Origin of the sequence: Novosphingobium rhizosphaerae (assembly GCF_050920675.1) — a bacterium.
Lineage (GTDB): Bacteria > Pseudomonadota > Alphaproteobacteria > Sphingomonadales > Sphingomonadaceae > Novosphingobium > Novosphingobium rhizosphaerae.
This window is the reverse complement of sequence record NZ_CP137861.1, coordinates 4,312,589-4,329,563: the sequence shown is the minus strand read 5'-3', so window position 1 is coordinate 4,329,563 and position 16,975 is coordinate 4,312,589. Positions and strand designations below refer to the sequence as shown.

The 16,975-nt window shown below is 66.4% G+C and carries 19 protein-coding genes and 1 tRNA gene; 9 read left to right on the top strand and 11 right to left on the bottom strand.

Annotation, left to right across the window (positions count from 1 at the left end):
* Nucleotides 1–82: 82 nt before the first annotated feature.
* Complete coding sequence (locus tag R9J51_RS19750; protein ID WP_179505474.1) at nucleotides 83–1,051, bottom strand: AraC family transcriptional regulator; 969 nt, start codon at nucleotides 1,049–1,051, stop codon at nucleotides 83–85.
* Here R9J51_RS19750 and R9J51_RS19745 point away from each other — a divergent pair, their 5' ends adjacent.
* Nucleotides 1,052–2,200 (top strand): Rieske 2Fe-2S domain-containing protein, encoded by a 1,149-nt coding sequence (locus tag R9J51_RS19745; RefSeq protein WP_179505473.1) that lies wholly within the window; start codon nucleotides 1,052–1,054, stop codon nucleotides 2,198–2,200.
* 286 nt (nucleotides 2,201–2,486) lie between these two features.
* Here the strand turns inward: R9J51_RS19745 and R9J51_RS19740 are convergent.
* Nucleotides 2,487–2,579, bottom strand: a tRNA-Ser gene (locus R9J51_RS19740).
* 282 nt (nucleotides 2,580–2,861) lie between these two features.
* Between R9J51_RS19740 and R9J51_RS19735 the strand changes: the two genes are divergently transcribed.
* The 3 genes from R9J51_RS19735 to R9J51_RS19725 all read left to right on the top strand — a co-directional run bounded on the left by R9J51_RS19735 (nucleotide 2,862) and on the right by R9J51_RS19725 (nucleotide 6,010).
* Nucleotides 2,862–3,665 (top strand): DUF1134 domain-containing protein, encoded by an 804-nt coding sequence (locus R9J51_RS19735; RefSeq protein ID WP_168556597.1) that lies wholly within the window; start codon nucleotides 2,862–2,864, stop codon nucleotides 3,663–3,665.
* Nucleotides 3,666–3,768: 103 nt separating this feature from the next.
* The gene (locus R9J51_RS19730) at nucleotides 3,769–4,944 is read left to right on the top strand and encodes an amino acid aminotransferase (protein ID WP_179505472.1); all 1,176 of its coding nucleotides are present in this window, start codon (nucleotides 3,769–3,771) and stop codon (nucleotides 4,942–4,944) included.
* A 4-nt stretch (nucleotides 4,945–4,948) separates the two neighbouring features.
* On the top strand, nucleotides 4,949–6,010 hold the full coding sequence (locus R9J51_RS19725; RefSeq protein ID WP_179505471.1) for a nitronate monooxygenase: 1,062 nt from the start codon (nucleotides 4,949–4,951) through the stop codon (nucleotides 6,008–6,010).
* On the opposite strand, the gene R9J51_RS19720 is transcribed toward R9J51_RS19725, so the two are convergent.
* The 6 genes from R9J51_RS19720 to R9J51_RS19695 all read right to left on the bottom strand — a co-directional run bounded on the left by R9J51_RS19720 (nucleotide 6,001) and on the right by R9J51_RS19695 (nucleotide 10,147).
* Nucleotides 6,001–6,624 carry a riboflavin synthase gene (locus R9J51_RS19720; protein ID WP_179505470.1) on the bottom strand — a complete coding sequence of 208 codons (624 nt, stop codon included), beginning with the start codon at nucleotides 6,622–6,624 and terminating at the stop codon, nucleotides 6,001–6,003. The two genes, R9J51_RS19725 and R9J51_RS19720, sit on opposite strands and share 10 nt — an antisense overlap.
* Nucleotides 6,625–6,646: 22 nt before the next feature.
* Nucleotides 6,647–7,624: a bifunctional diaminohydroxyphosphoribosylaminopyrimidine deaminase/5-amino-6-(5-phosphoribosylamino)uracil reductase RibD gene (gene ribD / locus R9J51_RS19715; RefSeq protein WP_179505469.1), complete on the bottom strand. Its 978-nt coding sequence runs from the start codon at nucleotides 7,622–7,624 to the stop codon at nucleotides 6,647–6,649.
* Complete coding sequence (locus tag R9J51_RS19710; protein ID WP_179505468.1) at nucleotides 7,608–8,096, bottom strand: hypothetical protein; 489 nt, start codon at nucleotides 8,094–8,096, stop codon at nucleotides 7,608–7,610. Before R9J51_RS19710 ends, ribD begins: the two co-directional genes overlap by 17 nt.
* A gap of 160 nt (nucleotides 8,097–8,256) precedes the next feature.
* On the bottom strand, nucleotides 8,257–9,006 hold the full coding sequence (locus R9J51_RS19705) for a M48 family metallopeptidase (protein ID WP_432787686.1): 750 nt from the start codon (nucleotides 9,004–9,006) through the stop codon (nucleotides 8,257–8,259).
* The gene (locus R9J51_RS19700; RefSeq protein WP_179505466.1) at nucleotides 9,003–9,509 is read right to left on the bottom strand and encodes a YcgN family cysteine cluster protein; all 507 of its coding nucleotides are present in this window, start codon (nucleotides 9,507–9,509) and stop codon (nucleotides 9,003–9,005) included. The genes R9J51_RS19705 and R9J51_RS19700 overlap by 4 nt, the downstream gene beginning before the upstream one ends.
* Before the next feature lie 2 nt (nucleotides 9,510–9,511).
* Entirely contained in the window at nucleotides 9,512–10,147 is a 636-nt protein-coding gene (locus tag R9J51_RS19695) for an SCO family protein (protein WP_432788010.1), read from the bottom strand.
* Nucleotides 10,148–10,227: 80 nt separating this feature from the next.
* Here R9J51_RS19695 and R9J51_RS19690 point away from each other — a divergent pair, with 80 nt between their 5' ends.
* From R9J51_RS19690 to ssb, 5 genes are all read left to right on the top strand, one after another.
* Nucleotides 10,228–10,890, top strand: a complete 663-nt coding sequence (locus R9J51_RS19690; protein WP_169475880.1) for an ankyrin repeat domain-containing protein — start codon at nucleotides 10,228–10,230, stop codon at nucleotides 10,888–10,890.
* 26 nt (nucleotides 10,891–10,916) lie between these two features.
* On the top strand, nucleotides 10,917–11,606 hold the full coding sequence (locus R9J51_RS19685; RefSeq protein WP_179505464.1) for a COQ9 family protein: 690 nt from the start codon (nucleotides 10,917–10,919) through the stop codon (nucleotides 11,604–11,606).
* 107 nt (nucleotides 11,607–11,713) lie between these two features.
* A complete protein-coding gene (locus R9J51_RS19680) occupies nucleotides 11,714–11,959 on the top strand; it encodes a FeoA domain-containing protein (RefSeq protein WP_110762799.1) in 246 nt (81 codons plus the stop codon).
* Nucleotides 11,956–13,815, top strand: coding sequence for a ferrous iron transporter B (gene feoB / locus R9J51_RS19675; protein ID WP_179505463.1), 1,860 nt, complete (start codon nucleotides 11,956–11,958; stop codon nucleotides 13,813–13,815). The genes R9J51_RS19680 and feoB overlap by 4 nt, the downstream gene beginning before the upstream one ends.
* A gap of 88 nt (nucleotides 13,816–13,903) precedes the next feature.
* A complete protein-coding gene (gene ssb, locus R9J51_RS19670) occupies nucleotides 13,904–14,455 on the top strand; it encodes a single-stranded DNA-binding protein (protein WP_168556608.1) in 552 nt (183 codons plus the stop codon).
* 98 nt (nucleotides 14,456–14,553) lie between these two features.
* On the opposite strand, the gene nusB is transcribed toward ssb, so the two are convergent.
* From nusB to hisG, 3 genes are read right to left on the bottom strand one after another with little or no spacing between them, the layout of a single operon-like run.
* On the bottom strand, nucleotides 14,554–15,006 hold the full coding sequence (gene nusB / locus R9J51_RS19665) for a transcription antitermination factor NusB (protein ID WP_179505462.1): 453 nt from the start codon (nucleotides 15,004–15,006) through the stop codon (nucleotides 14,554–14,556).
* Nucleotides 15,003–16,292, bottom strand: a complete 1,290-nt coding sequence (hisD, locus tag R9J51_RS19660; protein ID WP_168556610.1) for a histidinol dehydrogenase — start codon at nucleotides 16,290–16,292, stop codon at nucleotides 15,003–15,005. Before hisD ends, nusB begins: the two co-directional genes overlap by 4 nt.
* Nucleotides 16,292–16,966 (bottom strand): ATP phosphoribosyltransferase, encoded by a 675-nt coding sequence (hisG, locus tag R9J51_RS19655; RefSeq protein WP_179505461.1) that lies wholly within the window; start codon nucleotides 16,964–16,966, stop codon nucleotides 16,292–16,294. Before hisG ends, hisD begins: the two co-directional genes overlap by 1 nt.
* Nucleotides 16,967–16,975: the final 9 nt, after the last annotated feature.

Genomic DNA, 16,975 nt, shown 5'->3' with positions numbered 1-16,975 from the left:
ATCTTGGACGGCTTGGACAGATTCCACAGCGCCACGGCTGGAGGTAAAAACCGCCAGTTCAGCGTCGGCCCGGCAATGACGCTCAGGTGGGGTCTGGAAACGTCATGCGCCCGGAGCGGCGGAGCTGCGCTGGACTCATGCCGGTGTGCTGCTGAAAAGCCCGGCTGAAGGCGAAGCTGCTGCTATAGTTCAAGTCATGCGCGATTTTCGCCACGGACTCGCCCTGGAGCAGCTGTTGCTGCGCTGTTTCGAAGCGCACCTGTCTGACGTAGTCCGCTGGGCTTGAACCGATGGCATGCTTGAAGTGAGCGGCGAACTTGGATCGAGACTGCCCTGCAAGAGATGCCATCCTGGCCAAATTCCAGTTCATGCCTGGCTTGGCATGGATGTGGTGGAGCAAGCGCGCCAATTTGGGATCGGTCATGCCGCGCAGCCGGCCGGGACCATGTTCATGATCCAACGTCCATGATCTCAGTGTCTCGATCAGCAACGCTTCCAGCAGGCGCGCCGCGGTCGCCGCATAACCCGGGCGGCTGTTGCGTTCCTCGTCGACAAACCCGAGGACTGCCTGAAGCAGCCCTTCTGTCCCTTTGCCCAATTCGTTGGTCACGATCACGGCGGGCAGATCCTGCAACAAAGATCCCAGATGAGGCTGCTCGAAAAGACAGATTCCGCCGAGTAGTGTTGCCGCGAGAGGTTCTTCGCCAGCTTCGATTATCAACGACTGGTCCAGCCCGTCATCTGGCGACCATTGCTCGGCATGGTCGCGCATGGCCAGATCGAGAATGCCGTACCGTTGCACGGCCAGCCCCGTTTCGATCCGATAATTGGGCCATCGCGGCAGGAATATCAGGTCGCCGGAGGTCAATACCTCGACCCTGTCCTCGCAAACCAATCGCGCGGTGCCGCTGACGAGATAGTGGAACGGGCAGGCGCCATCCATGCGGCTGTCGGCTCCCATTTCAACCACTACATCTCGACCAAGTTGCATGCGTGCAATGAGGGGCGAGGTCAGCCTGATCCTGGCAAGCGCGAAGGCAAGTGCATCCATGTGGACGATCTGTATCGAAATAACGCCGAATTGTCACTATTCATGCCAGGACTGCACCGGCATTCTGAAGCGCGCAAAAGACAGGAGAGGTTTGTGTATCCACTCAACGCGGGCGCCCCTTGGCCGGTAAACCAATGGTATGTCGCCGGATTTTCTTCCGAGATAAGCGAAACGCCAATGGCGCGCTTTTACCTCGGGCGTCGTGTCGTGGTGTTTCGCGACGATCAGGGCGAGGTCCACGCCCTGGCAGGTCTTTGCCCGCACCGCATGATGCCGATGGAACTGGGTACGCTCAAGGACGGCAAGATCGTGTGTGGCTACCATGGGCTTGCCTTCGACCTGCAGGGGAAGTGCGTTGCGGCGCCGACTGCGGTTTCGGTTCCCAATTGCGCACTGGACGCATTCCTTGTCCGCGAGGCCGCCCCTCTGGTGTGGATCTGGATGGGGGATGCGGCGCTTGGCGAACGCACGCCCTTGCCGCCACAACAGGCGTGCCTGATCGGCAGCGAGGGCTGTTTGACCCAGTGTGTCGACTACACGCTGCTCAAATCTCGCTACATGCTGTTGATCGACAATCTGTTTGATCTGAGCCATCTCGGATTTATCCATGCCAGCATCGTGGGCGAGGGCGGCATCGCCTTGATCAAACCCGATGTGGAGGAGCGCGAGGGGCGCCTCATCGTTTCGCGAACCGAATGCGACACGCCGCCCGACGATTTTCAACGGTTCCTTTTTCCCGACATTGCCGAGCGCGTGACCGTTGGAATTGGCACCGATTTGATTGGCATATCGCTGATCAACGCCGGCAGTTTCACGCGTTCCGGTCCCTCTGCCGATTCGGCTCTACTGGGCCAGGTGAACTTCATCCATTGCCTCACTCCCGAAACCGAAACGACCACGCATTACTGGATCATGCTCACGCGAGATTTCCGCCTCGATGATGAAATTCTGAGCAGCGCCCTTGCCGCGCAAAACAAGGCTGTCGTCGCGCAGGACAAGGCCGCCCTGGAAGCAATCGAGGAGGCTTTCGCCTCAGGCACGCCGTTGCCCCGGGAAATCTCCATGTCCTCCGATTTGGGAGCAATGCGCGCGCGTTTGCGGATCACGCAGATGATCCGCAATGATGCTTCCGCGCTCGCTCCGCCTTGAGCGCAACCGCTTCGTACTGGCGGCGCGAACCTGGCAACGAGCAACCTTGGCATCGTTCTACCCTGTCCGGGACATTTTGATGTTGCGTGACAGACGCGGTCCAACTGTCCTTTTCCCCGCCCTCGCGCTCGCCGCGGCCCTGCTCATCTGGCAATGTGATCGGGGTGTCCCGAGCCACGCCGCCCAGCATGCAGCGCAGCTCATCAATGTCCGTAATCGCGGGTGGGCGCCATTTCTTGGGCATCCGCTGCCGTAAGCGCTTGGCTATTTCAATGGCCGAGCCGCTTGGCGGAGACGGAGGGATTCGAACCCTCGGTACCGGATTTACCAGTACGACGGTTTAGCAAACCGTTGGTTTCAGCCACTCACCCACGTCTCCGGATCGCAGCGGCGAGGGCGGCCTATAACGGGGGTTGTGGGGCGGGGCAAGCGGTCTGTTGTGATTTTTCCCCAGGCCTGCGGATCGCCCTGTGGACAGTGGCCTTGGCCGCTCCTGGCGCCTGGCCGGCGCGGTTCGAATCCGTTTGGGCGCAATTTCGACTCGGCTCATCGCCCGTTCATTGTGAAGGGCGAAACCTGTGGCGGAAGGAAACAATCGGATTGCCGCGCGGCGTGGCTGGCGCCATGTCCGGCAGGTCGCATGAAGGGGACGGGAAACACAATGAAGCGTGCCATCCATTATCGCATGGCCATGGGCCTTGCCGGCCTTGGCCTGGTTGCAGCGCCCTTGGTCCCAACGCAGGCCCAGGCCCAGGTGCAGACGATCGATCCCAATTCCGCGATCGACAGCGACCTGGCGCCGCAGCCCGGCACCACCCCGGCCGCGCCGCGCGCCACGCCGGTGCAGCCGGCGCCCACCACGCCACCGCCCAGCGGTGCGCCTTATGCCAGTCCCGCCCCGGCAACCGCTCCCCTGCCGCCTGCCGCCCCGTCGGCTGCCACCCCGCCGCCGGCAGGGGCGCAGCCAGCCGGTGCCAACGGCCAGTCGTGGCATGAAGACGATCTGATCGGTGCGGCCGAGGGCGTGTTTGGCAAGGGCGCCAAGGGCCTGGCCATGATGATCCGCGACATCCTCAAGAAGCAGGGTGAGCCGATCGGCTATATCACCGGGCGCGAGGCGGGCGGCGCGCTGGTGGTGGGCGTGCGCTATGGCTCGGGCACGCTGCACCACAAGGTGGAGGGCGACATGCCGGTCTATTGGACCGGGCCTTCGGTGGGTTTCGATGCGGGGGCCAATGCCGGCAACACGTTCGTGCTGGTCTACAATCTCTATGACACCAACGACATGTATCATCGCTTTGGCGCGGGCGAGGGGCAGGCCTATCTGATCGGCGGCTTCAACGTCAGCTATCTGCGCCGTGGCGACGTGGTGCTGATTCCCGTGCGCATGGGCGCGGGCCTGCGGCTGGGCATCAACGCGGGCTACATGAAGTTCAGCCACAAGCAGACTTGGTTGCCGTTCTGACGAGGCGGCGCGCGCGCCACGGGGTGCAAACCCTCTTGCGCGCGCGCGCCGGCACCGGCATGGGGGCGGCGTTCTTTTCAGTCAGCCGTGAAAGAAAGTCCCCATGCTCGAAAACCTGGCTCCGCAACCGGCCGATGCCTTGCTGGCGCTGATCAAGCTGCACAATGCTGATCCGCGCGATACCAAGATCGACCTTGGCGTGGGCGTCTATCGCACCGCCGATGGCGCAACCCCGGTGTTCAAGGCGATCAAGGCCGCCGAAGCCAAGCTGCTCGCCGATCAGGATTCCAAGGCCTACCTTGGCCCCGAAGGCGACATGGGCTTTGTCAACGCGCTGATTCCCTATGTGTTCGGGGCCGATTTCGACACTGCCAAGGTGGATGGCATGCAGGCGCCGGGCGGCACCGGCGCCGTGCGCCTGGCGATCGAAGTGGCCAAGCGCGCTGGCATCAAGCGCGTGTGGATGGGCACCCCTTCTTGGCCCAACCATGCCCAGATCGTCGCCGCTTCGGGCCTGGAACTCAGGACGTTCAAGCACACCGCCGCTGATGGCACGGCAGATCTGCCCGCGCTCAAGGCCGCGCTTGAAGACGCCGAACCCACCGATCTGGTGCTTCTGCACGGCTGCTGCCACAACCCCACCGGTGTCGATTATACCCCGGCGCAGTGGGACGAGATCGCCCCGCTGCTCGCCGCCAAGGGCGTGCTGCCGCTGATCGACCTGGCCTACCAGGGCCTGGGTGAAGGCATGGACGCCGATGCCTATGGCCTGCGCAAGGTGCTTGCCGCGGTGCCCGAGGCGCTGGTTGCCTATTCGTGCGACAAGAACTTCGGCCTCTATCGCGATCGCGTCGGTGCGTTCTATGCCGTGACGGCGGACAAGGAAGCGCTGGCCAAGGCGATGTCCAACGGCGCCACCATCGCCCGCGCTTCGTGGTCGATGCCGCCCGATCACGGCGCGGCGGCCGTGCGCCTGGTGCTGGCCGATGCGGAACTGACCGCGCTGTGGCTGGCCGAACTGGACGAAATGCGCGATCGCATGCGCTGGGTGCGTGACCGCCTGGCGCAGGCGCAGCAGGTCGGCCCCATCGCCATGGCACCGCTGGGTACGCAAAACGGGCTGTTCTCGATGCTGCCGCTGTCGAGCGAGCAGATCCTGGCCATCCGCGAGCGCCACGGGGTCTATATGGCTGGCACCGGCCGCATCAACATTGCCGGCCTTACCAACGGCAATATCGACCAGTTCATCGAAGCCCTGCGCGATATCGCCACGGCCTGATGCCATGATCCCGGGCCGAGACGCTGCCGCTTCCCTGATGCAGCGTCTCGGCCTGCGCCTGCCGTTGATCCAGGCGCCGATGGCGGGGGTTTCCACCCCGGCCATGGCAGCGGCGGTATCGAATGCCGGCGGCCTGGGTTCGATTGCGGTGGGCGCGACCGATGTGGCAGGCGCACGCGCGATGATTGCCGCTGTGCGCGCCGCCACGCCCCACGCATTCAACGTCAACGTCTTCGTGCATGCCACCCCGCGTGTCGATCCGCCGCGTGAAGCGGCATGGCTTGCTGCGCTGGCGCAGCAATTCGCCGCCTTTGGCGTGCAGCCGCCCGAAGCGCTCGCCACCATCTATCGCAGCTTTGCCGATGACGCGGCGATGCAGGCGCTGCTGGTCGAACTGGCGCCGCCCATGGTCAGCTTTCATTTCGGCCTGCCCGATGCCGGCGTGCTGGCCGCCCTGCGCGCGGCCGGCTGCGTGCTGGCGGCCACGGCCACGAACCTGGCCGAAGCGCGCGCGATTGCGGCGGCAGGGCTGGACCTCATCGTGGCGCAAGGGTGGGAAGCGGGCGGCCATCGCGGCATGTTCGATCCCGCCGCGCACGACGAGCGCCTGCCCATGCTGGATCTGGTGCGGGCGCTATGTAGGGAAACCGCGCTGCCGGTGGTTGCGGCGGGCGGTATCATGACCGGGCATGACATACGCGCCGCGCTGGGCGCCGGGGCCGTGGCCGCGCAATTGGGCACCGCCTTTGTCGCCTGCCCGGAAAGCGCGGCACGCGTTGGCTATCGCGCTGCCTTGCTACAGGGCCGTGAGACCGCGATGACCAGCGCCATTTCCGGTCGGCCCGCCCGCTGCCTGGTCAATCGCTTCACCAGGCTGCAAAATCTGCCAGCCATACCGGATTATCCGCGCGCCTATGCGGCCGGCAAGGCACTCGATGCCGCGGCCCTGGCGCAGGGCGAGGATGGCTTTGGCGCGCAATGGGCCGGCGCCGGCGCGGCGCGGGCCCGCGCGATGCCCGCTGCTGCGCTGGTGGAGCAGCTGGCGCGCGAACTCGCTCAAGCCTGACGCGACAGGCTCTGCATGCGTTGCAGGTAGCGGGCGAGCACGTCGATCTCCAGGTTTACCCGGCGGCCCGGAGCCAACTGGCCGAGCGTGGTGATCTGCGCGGTGTGGGGAATGATGTTGAGCGCGAACTGGCACGAACCATCGGCCTGGTCGGCCACTTCGTTCACGGTCAGCGAAACGCCATCCACGGTGATCGAACCTTTGGCCGCGATATAGGGTGCCAGTTCGGGCGGTGCCGCAATGCCGACGCGCAAGCTGCCCCCTTCGGGGCAGATGCCCACCACTTCGCCCAGTGCATCGACATGGCCGGTCACGATATGGCCGCCCAGTTCATCGCCCAGGCGCAGGGCAGGCTCCAGGTTCACCGGAGCGCCGGCCTGCCACTGCGCCGGGGCGGTGCGGCTGATGGTCTCGCCCGAGACGTCCACGGCAAACCAGGCTTCACCAGCCACGCCGCCCTTTTCCACCACCGTCAGGCACACGCCCGAGCACGCGATCGAGGCGCCGATGGCGATGCGCGCCGGGTCCATGGCGCAGGAGATGGTCACGCGCTTGTCGCCCTTGTCGGCAATGGCAATCACGTTGCCCACTTCGGTGACGATCCCGGTAAACATGGTGCTTGCTTTCCTTGTGCGTTCAGCGGCAGCGGTCGTAGACGGTGAGGGTGTCGCTGCCAAGCTGGCACTGGCTGGCGATGCCCCATCGGCCATGGGCGCTGGCGAGCGTTTCCAGCCCCAGGTCACCAACCGCGCCAAGCCCCGGTCCGACGAGAATCGGGGCGCGATAAAGCAGCAGGCGATCGACCAAGTCGGCCCGCAGGAACGTGGCCGCAGCGCCCGCGCCGCCTTCCACGAACAGCCATTGGACATCGCCAAACGCGCGGGGTGCGGTTACATCGGCCACGGCGTGCCAGCCATCGGGCGCGGACCCCCGCGTCAACACCCAGCGCTGCGGGCTGCGCGGTTCCAGGCCGGGCAGGCGCACATCGAGCCGGGGGGCATCGGCGCGCAGCGTGCCGCCACCCACCAGGATGGCATCGGCCCGTGCCCGCTCTGCATGGCAATGGGCGCGCGCCTCTGGCCCGGTGATCCAGCGGCTTTGCCCATTGGCCAGCGCAATCGCGCCATCAAGCGTAAGTGCCAGCTTGAGCGTGACATGAGGCCGTGCGGCCGTGGTGCGCAGCAGGAAACCGGCCAGGGCCGCGGCGCACGCGGGGGAGGGGAGCAGATCGGTGGCAATGCCCGCCGCGCGCAGCCGCGCCAGGCCCGCGCCGGCCGTGCGCGGATCGGGATCGCCATGCCCCACGACCACGCGCGCCGGGCGGGCAGCGACCAGCAGATCGGCGCAAGATGGCCCCCGGACCGAGGCATGGGCGCAAGGTTCGAGGCTGACGTAGACGGTGGCACCGGCAAGATCACCCGACACGCCCGCCAGGGCCATGGCTTCGGCATGGGGCCGCCCGCCGGGCTGGGTCCAGCCGCGCGCGATCACGCGGCCCTGGCGCACGATCACGCAACCGACAGCCGGATTGGGCGCGCTGAGCGGCCGGCCACGCGCAGACAGCGCGGCGGCCGCAGCCAGCCAGCGCCGGTCTGCGTCAGGGCTTGCCGTCATCGGCGGTGGGCGTGGGCGCGGCGGGTACGGCCTTGCCGGTGATCTGGCGATAGAGCGAGGCGTTCTTTTCCGCCTCTGCCTTCTTTTCGGCAGCACGCTCCTTGGTGCCGTCGTCGTACATCTTTTGGGTGTCGATGCCGGTGGCCGCACCCACGGCCTTGTACATCTTGCGGATGTCTTCGGCGCGCTGATCTTCGGCGGCAGCCTCGGCATCGGCCTTCTTCTGGGCTTCGATGTTGCCCTTAAGAATTTCCGCATCGCTGCGGTCGGCGCGCCAGGATTCGAAATAGATGATCGTGGGCGGCTTGGGCAGGCCGCGCCCTTCCTGCTGCGTCATCAGGTAAAAGATCCCGCCCGTGACCAGCCCGGCCATGATCAGCGCGCGCGTGCGATATTCGCTGGGCGCGCCAAGCACGTTCCAGAAATCGAGCACCGCGCGGCGCGGCGAGACGTTGCGGAAGAAGGCTTTCATCGCGCCTCAGATAGGGATGGTGCGGGCGGAACGCAAATGAGTCTCTTGGCGTGGCGGGAAATGCCCCTCCACCAGCCTGTGGCTGGTCCCCCTCCCCATTGCATGGGGAGGACTTGTTCGATCCTCCCTGCCAAAGGCGGGGAGGGGACCGCCGCGTCTTTCACGCGAACAGCCGGTAGAGCCCGCGCCCTTCGGCCTTGAGCCAGCGATTGGCCGCCGCCACGCTGCCTTCGAACAATTGGCCCAGCAGGGCATGGAACGCGGGGCTGTGATCGAAATGCACAAGGTGCGCCACTTCGTGCGCGACCACCGAACGGCGCACGGCGTCTGGCGCCATGATCAGGCGCCAGTTGATGCGGATCGAGCCATCCGATGCGCAACTGCCCCAGCGGCGCTTGGCGTTGGACAAGGCCAGGCGCGGCACCGGCAGGCCGGCACGGGCGCAATAGTGCGCCAGGTCTGCCGCGCAGAGCCGCAGCGCTTCGGCGGCGAGCCAGCGCTCCACGCGCCCAGCCAGTTGTTCGGCCGGGCCGCCCACCAGCAATTGCCCGTCATCCACCACCGGCCGTCGCGGGTGGCGCGCGTCCCACGCCACGGTCAGCACGTCGCCGCGAAAGGGCAGGGCGGTGCCCGGCGCCAGCTGTGCCGGCGGCGGCAGGCGTTCGAGTTGTGCGGCGAGCCAATCGGCCCGGTCGCGCACAAAGGCCACGGCATCGGCGGTGCGCGCCCAGGTGGGAATGGAAATGCGCGCGGCGCTGCCATCGTGGGCAAGGCGCAAGGTCATCCGCCGGGCCTGGGGCAGACGGCGGATTTCCACCGGCAGGTTGCGCCCGGCAACCTTCACCGTGTGCGGCTGGGGCAAGGCCGGTTTGGGGGGCGGTTCGGGCAGGCGGCGCAGCCAGTCGATCACGGCAGACGGAAGCCCATCGGCGCGCGTGGGCTTTCCGGGGTGCCCCTGTCCCGGTCTGCATCGTCCCATTCCACATCGCTGACGATGTGGTTTTCCAGCGGGCCGGCCACCACTTCGCTGATCGCCTTGCCCACCACGGAAACCCCGGCGCGGTGCACCGCATCGCGATCCCCGCTTTCCAGATAGTGCCAGGCGGGCAATGGCTCTCCGGCCGCGCGCAGGCGATAGGCGCACGTCGCCGGCAGCCAGGCAACCTGCGCCACCAGCCGGGGCGTCAGGCGCAGGCAATCGGGCACCATGGCGCGGCGATGGCGGTAATCGGAACAGCGTGCGGTCTTGGTATCGAGCAGGCGGCAGGCCACGTTGGTATGATAGACTTCGCCAGTGTCCTCGTCTTCCAGCTTGTGCAGGCAGCACTTGCCGCAGCCATCGCACAGCGCTTCCCATTCGTCGCGGCTCAGCGCCTCGATCGGCTTGTCCCAGAAGCGTTCGGTCTCGGCCATGGTCAGTGCACCCAGCGCGCAAGTTCGGCCGCAACGGCGGCGCCGTTCTGCTCCACCGGCAGCAGGGCGATCGGCTTGCCATCGGGCCCCATCAGGTAGGCGGCGCGGCTGTGGTCCATCAGATAGGCTTGCGGCGGCGAACCCTTGGGGGCGGCGCGCTTCTCGTAATAGACCGCAAATTCCTTGGCGACGGCGGCAATCTGTTCGGGCGTGCCGGTCAGGCCCACCAGTTCCTTGCCGAAATTGCCGGTGAACTGGGCCAGGACCTGGGGCGTATCGCGCGCCGGATCGATCGAGACGAACACCGGCACCAGCCGGGCGGCCTGGTCCGGGTGCGCCTTGGCAAAGGCGTGATAGCCCTGCATCAGGTTGGCCGTGTCGAGCGGGCAGACATCGGGGCAATACGTATACCCGAAATAGAACACGGTGTACTTGCCCGCGAAATCGGCGGCGCGCACGGTCTTGCCAGCCTGGTCGACCAACGTGAAATCGCCGCCGAGCTGGGCCCCGGCCAGGGGCGCCTCGCTGGTGGGCGTTCCCCCGCCGCAAGCGCCGAGCGGCAGCGTGAGAGCGAGCGCCAGCGCGAGCCGTGACAGGCACTTGCGGGCAACAATCGGCAAGAACGAAGGGTGATCCATGGCGTGGCGGTTCATGCTCTGCTAACAGCGCGCTTGCAAGGGCCACCTGCATGGTGGCCAGGCCACAAGGAGGCCAGGCCATGAGGAGGAAAGCAGCCGTGACGTTCAAGTGGGCCAATTCGCGCCGCATCGCTCTTGCCCCGTATATCGCGGCGTGCATCGCGGCCCCGGCCGTGGCGTTCTTGCCCGCCGCCCCGGCGCTGGCCCAATTTTCGGAAAGCTACAAGTTCCTCGATGCCGTGCGCAAGAAGGACGGCGACAAGGTCAACGAGGCGCTGCAAAACCCCGCCAGCCAGATCGTCAACACCAAGGACGTCTCCACCGGTGAAACCGCGCTGCACATCGTGACGCAGCGGCGCGACCTGCTGTGGATGCAGTTCCTGGTGGGCAAGGGCGCCAATGTGAACGCGCGCGACAACAAGGGCACCACGCCGCTGGTGATCGCCACCAACCTGGCCTTCCTGGAAGGGGTGGATTTCCTGATTTCCGTGGGTGCGCGGGTGGACGATCCCAACAACACCGGGGAAACGCCGCTGATCACCGCCGTGCATGGCCACAACATGGCCCTGGTGCGCGCGCTCCTGAAGGCCGGCGCCAACCCCGACCGGCCCGACAATTCCGGCCGTTCGGCGCGCGATTATGCCGCGCTCGATCATTCCCAATCGATTTCCGACGAGCTTGAGTCCGCGGCCAAGAAGCGGCAGAGCGGCAAGGCCGCACAGACATATGGCCCCACGTTCTGAACGCTGATCCCGCCAGGAGACCCGCTATGATCGCTACCCCCGATCTTGCCACGCTTGAAGCCCTCGATCTCGATCAGTTGCGCGTGGAACTGGCGCCGCTGGTGGCCGAAGCGGCGATGTTCGACGGGTGGACCGGCGCGGCGGTGGACAGCGCGGCCCAGGCCGTGGGCCTTGACCCTGCGGTTGCGCGCCTGGCCTATGGCGTGGGGGAAAGCGGGTCGGCGATGACCATGATTGCGGCCTGGATCGCGCGGATCGATGCCGACATGGCGCGCGCCCTGCCGGCGCAGGACTTGGCCAAGCTGCCGATTCGCGAGCGTATTCGCCGCCTGGTGCAGTTCCGCCTCGATGCCTTGGCCGGGATGGAAGAGGCGTTGCGCCGCGCCTTGATCGAGATGGCCCGCCCGCGCAACTCTGGCCAAAGCCTCAAGCTGGGCTGGCACAGTGCGGATGCCATGTGGCGCCTGGCCGGGGACACCGCCACCGATCTCAACCATTACAGCAAGCGCGCTACGCTTGCCGCGCTCTATGCCGCCACGCTTGCCGTCTTTGCCGAGGATCGCAGCGAAGACCATGCCGAAACCCGCGCGTTCCTGGATCGCCGGATCGAAGGCGTGATGCGCTTTGAAAAGCTCAAGGCCGGGCTGTTCAAGCGCGAGGGCGAACGCTTCAGCCCGGTGCGCCTGCTCGGTCGCCTGCGCTATCCGGCGCGCTGACAGTTTGAACCCGCTGGCGCGGGTTTTGCGGCACCGGCCCGCTCCCCCCGATCAATCTATTTGCGAACGACTTGCATAAGCGGCTGGCCTATGGCAGCGGGGCTGGTGTGACGCTCGATGAACTACCGCTGGGCCACGATGCCCGAATCGCTTCGGTCGATTGGGCCGCGCTTGTGCCCGAAGAGGCGCAGCGCCTGCGCGCCCTGGGCTTTGACGAAGGCGCGCAAGTGCGCCTGGCCTATCGCGGGGTGTTCCTGGGGCGCGATCCCCTGGCGATCGAGATCGGGCGGATGACCGTGGCCCTGCGCCGCATCCATGCCCGCGCCATGCATGTGGAAGATCTGGCGGCATGAGCCGGGGCCCGTTCGTCGCTGCGCTCGTCGGCAATCCCAACGCCGGCAAGAGCGCGCTCTTCAATGCCCTGACCGGCGCCCGCCAGAAGATCGCCAACTATCCCGGCGTCACCGTGGAGCGCAAGGCCGGCCGCCTGCTGCTGCCCAGCGGAGAGCCGGTGGAGCTGGTCGACCTGCCCGGCTCCTATGGCTTTGCCGCGACGAGTCCCGACGAGGAAGTGACCCGCAAGGTCATCATGGGCGAGCAGGCGGGGCAGGTTCGCCCCGATGTGCTGGTGATCGTGCTCGATGCGTCGAACCTGGAACAGCATCTGGTCTTTGCCCAGGAAGTGCTGGAACTGGGCCGCCCCACGGTGGTGGCGCTCAACATGGTCGATCTGGCCGCGCGCGACGGGTTGACGATCGACGCCGCCGCGCTCGCTGCCGAACTGGGCGTGCCGGTGATCGAAACCGTGGCCGTGCGGCGCAAGGGGCTGGCCGAGCTTGCCACCGCCATTGCCACTGCGCGCGACACGGCTGCGCGTGACAACGCACCCGCGCCGCGCGTGCACGTCACCTTGCCCGAACGCCGCCTGCTGGCCCGCCAGATGGCGCAAGGGGCCACGCTTTCGGAAACCGCGCGCCATCGCGTGCACGCGCAGATGGACAAGCTGCTGCTGCATCCCTGGGCAGGGCCGCCGATCCTGTTTGCCCTGCTGTTCGTGGTGTTCCAGGCGGTGTTTTCCTGGGCGGCGCCGTTCCAGGATGCGCTGGAAGGCCTGGCCACGGCGTTTCAAAACCTGGCGCGGACGGAACTGCCCGCCTCGCTGCTGCGCGACCTGCTGACCGAAGGGATCATCGGCGGCGTGGGCGCGGTCATCGTGTTCCTGCCGCAGATCCTGATCCTGTTCTTCTTCATCCTGGTGATGGAAGCGACCGGCTACATGGCACGCGCCGCGTTCCTGATGGACCGCATGATGGCCGGCGTGGGGCTTTCCGGCCGCAGTTTCATCCCGCTGCTGTCCAGCTTTGCCTGTGCCATTCCCGGCATCATGGCCACGCGCAGCATCACCGATCCCAAGGACCGCCTGACCACGATCCTGATCGCGCCGCTGATGACCTGTTCGGCGCGTCTGCCGGTCTATGCCGTGATCATCGCCGCGTTCATTCCCAACACCCGCGTGCTGCCGGGTGTGGGCCTGCAGGGGCTGGTGCTATTCGCGCTCTATGTTGCCGGCATCGTCGGGGCCATGGCGGTGGCCCTGATCCTGCGTCGCTCGGTCACCAAGGGCGCGGCATCGGGCTTCATCATGGAATTGCCCAAATACCAGCTACCCACGATCAAGGACCTGGCGCTGGGCTTGTGGCAGCGCGCCTGGGTGTTTCTGCGCCGGGCCGGTACGATGATCTTCACGGTCACCGTGGTGCTGTGGCTGCTGCTCAATTTCCCCCGCGCCGAACCCGGCCAAAGCCAGGTCGATGCCTCGATCGCCGGGCACATTGCCAATGGCCTGGCCGTGGTGGTCGAGCCGATCGGCTTCAACCGTGACATTGCCCTGGCGCTGATCCCGTCGATGGCCGCGCGCGAAGTGGCGGTCAGTTCGCTTGCCACCAGCTACGCGGTCGATTCCAAGGATGAAGAGGCCCAGGACATCGCGCTGGGCGACCAGCTCAAGCACCACTGGACGCTGGCCACCGCGCTGGCGTTTCTGGCCTGGTTCGTGTTCGCGCCGCAGTGCATGTCGACCATTGCGGTGACGCGGCGCGAAACCAATGGCTGGAAATGGCCGGGCTTCATGCTCGCCTACCTGTTCGCCCTGGCCTATGTCTTTGCCGGGATCACCTATTGGACGGCCTTGGCATTTGGCTTGGGATGATCTCCCCACAATTATTGCCAGGCAGACTCGCGCAGGCGGCAAGCGATGCGCTAACACCTTTGTCTGAATTCCATAGGGACGAGATTCGATGGCAGGCAGCGTCAACAAAGTCATTCTGATCGGCAACCTGGGGGCCGACCCGGAGATCAAGTCGTTCCAGAACGGCGGCAAGATTGCGAACCTGCGCATTGCCACGTCGGAAAACTGGAAGGACCGCAACACCGGCGAACGCAAGGAGCGGACCGAGTGGCACAGCGTCGTCATCAACGGCGATGGCCTGATCGGCGTGGTCGAACGCTTCCTGCGCAAGGGCAGCAAGGTCTATATCGAAGGCCAGCTGCGCACCCGCAAGTGGCAGGACCAGAGCGGCAATGACCGCTACAGCACCGAAGTGGTCGTGGCCGGCATCGGCGGCGCGCTGACCATGCTGGATGGCCCGCAGGGCGGCGGCGCTGGTGGCGGTGGCGGCGGCCAGCGTTCGGGCGGCGGCTGGAACGAAGGCGGCTCGTCGGGCGGCGGCGGCTTTGGCGGCGGTTCGCGCGGCAGCAGCGGCGGCGCGGCCTCGGGCGGCGGCAGCACCTGGAACCAGGGTGGCGGCGGCGGCTTCACCGACGACCTGGACGACGATATTCCGTTCTGATCGGGCGCACGCGCACGCATGAAAACAAAGACCCGGCGGTTCAGGCAACCGCCGGGTCTTTGTTTTTCATCTATCCGAAAAGTTCGGATAGATGAATTTCAGCCCTTGCGCACGTCCTTGGCCACGGTATCGAGCACGCCATTGGCGAATTTCGCTTCGCGCGCGTCGAAAAAGGCGTGGGCCACATCGAGATATTCGCTGATCACCGTGCCCACGGCAATGTCGGTCCGGGCGGCCAGTTCGTAGGCGCCACAGCGCAGGATCTGCAGCATCGTCTTGTCCAGCCGCGACAGCGACCAGCCTTGCGCCAGCCGGGCCTGGATCAGCCCGTCGATTTCCTCGCGCCGGGCGATCACGCCCTTGACCACGTCGTCGAAGAATTCGACGTCGGCGGCGGCATATTCCACGTCCTCGATTTCCGCGCCCAGCCGGTGCTGGTGGAATTCATCGAGCAGGAAGCGCAACTCGGTGCCTTCCATGTCAACCTGGTAGAGCGCCTGGACGGCGGCAAGCCGCGCGGCAGAGCGGGCCTGGCCCTTGATGTTCGTCATATTCCCAATCTCAGTTCGATCGAGCGGGCGTGGGCGGAAAGCCCCTCCGCATCGGCCAGCGCGATGGCCGCAGGGCCGACCGCGCCGATGGAAGCATCGCTCACTGCAATGAAGCTGGTGCGCTTCATGAAGTCGAGCACGGAAAGCCCCGAGGAAAACCGCGCACGGCGCCCGGTGGGCAGCACGTGGTTGGGGCCGGCAACGTAATCGCCGATCGCCTCGGGCGTCATGCGGCCCAGGAAGACCGAGCCGGCATGGCGGATTTGCGCAAACAGCGCGTCGGGATCGTCGGTGGCGATTTCCACGTGCTCTGCCGCCAGGGCATTGGCGAGGGCCGGGGCTTCGTCCAGCGATTGCACCACGATCACCGTCCCATGGGTTTCCCAGCTGGCCTTGGCCACGCGCGCAGTGGGCAGCATGGCGATTTCCACGCCCACCATGTCCACCACCTGATCGGCAAAGGCGGCATCGTCGGTGATCAGGATCGCCTGCGCAGCGGGATCGTGCTCGGCCTGGCTCAGCAGGTCGGCGGCGATCCACTGCGGGTCGTTCTTGGCATCGGCAATCACCAGGATTTCCGAGGGGCCGGCCACCATGTCGATCCCCACCACGCCGTAAAGCTGGCGCTTGGCTTCGGCCACCCAGGCGTTGCCGGGGCCGGTGATCACGTCCACCGGGCGGATCGTCTTGGTGCCATAGGCGAGCGCGGCCACGGCCTGCGCGCCGCCCACGCGCCACACTTCGTCAACGCCGGCGAGGTGCGCGGCGGCCAGCACCAGCGGGTTGATTTCCCCCTTGGGCGTTGGCGTCGTCACCACCAGGCGCTCCACCCCTGCCACCTTGGCGGGAATGGCGTTCATCAACAGCGAAGAGGGATAGGCCGCGCGGCCGCCCGGCACATAGAGCCCGGCGCCATCCACCGCGCGCCACTTCGCGCCCAGGCGCACACCGGCCGCGTCGGTATAGTCGCGGTCCTGCGGCAATTGCGCTTCGTGATAGGTGCGAATGCGCTGCGCCGCCAGTTCCAGCGCGGCACGCAGATCGGGGGCCAGCGCATCGAACGCCTCGCGGCAAGTGGCGGCGTCGATTGTCCACCCGTCGCCCTGCGGCAGGTGCCCGTCGAAGCGCTGGGTATATTCGGCCAGCGCCTCGTCCCCGCGCAGGCGCACGTCCTCGATGATGGTCTGCACATCGCGGGCCACGTTTTCGTCGCTTTCGCGGCGATCCTTCACCAGGCGGGCAAAGCGCGTGGCGAAATCGGCATCGGTCGTCTTGAGGCGAAGCATCAGGCGGCGGCCTTTCGTGCGGCAACTTGCGTGCGGAACGCATCGACCAACGCGCCCAGGCGGGCGCTGTCGGTCTTGAGCGCGGCGCGGTTGACGATCAGCCGTGCCGAAATCTGCATGATCTGGCTGGTTTCGACCAGGCCGTTCTCTTTCAGCGTGCGGCCCGACGACACGAGATCGACGATGCGGCTGGCTAGGCCCAGCGACGGCGCCAGTTCCATCGCGCCGTTGAGCTTCACCACTTCGGCCTGCACGCCCATCCGCTCGAAATGGCGGCGGGTGAGGTTGGGATACTTGGTCGCGACGCGGGCATGGCTTTCGCGGGCAATACTGCCCTGGGCCAGGCCGCCGACCGGCTCAGCCACGGAAAGGCGGCAATGGCCGATATCCAGGTCCACCGGGGCATAGAGATCGGCATAGTCGAACTCGTCGATCACGTCCGAACCCACGATGCCGGCCTGGGCCGCGCCATGGGCCACGAAGGTGGCCACGTCGAACGCGCGCACGCGGATCAGCGTGACATCGGGCCGGCTGGTGGCAAAAGACAATGCGCGCGAGGACTTGTCGAAGAACGCAGCCTCGGGCACCACGCCTGCCTGTTCCAGCAAGGGCAGCGCTTCATCGAGGATGCGGCCCTTGGGCAGGGCGAAAACGAGCGGGGTGGTGGTGGTCATGACGCCATC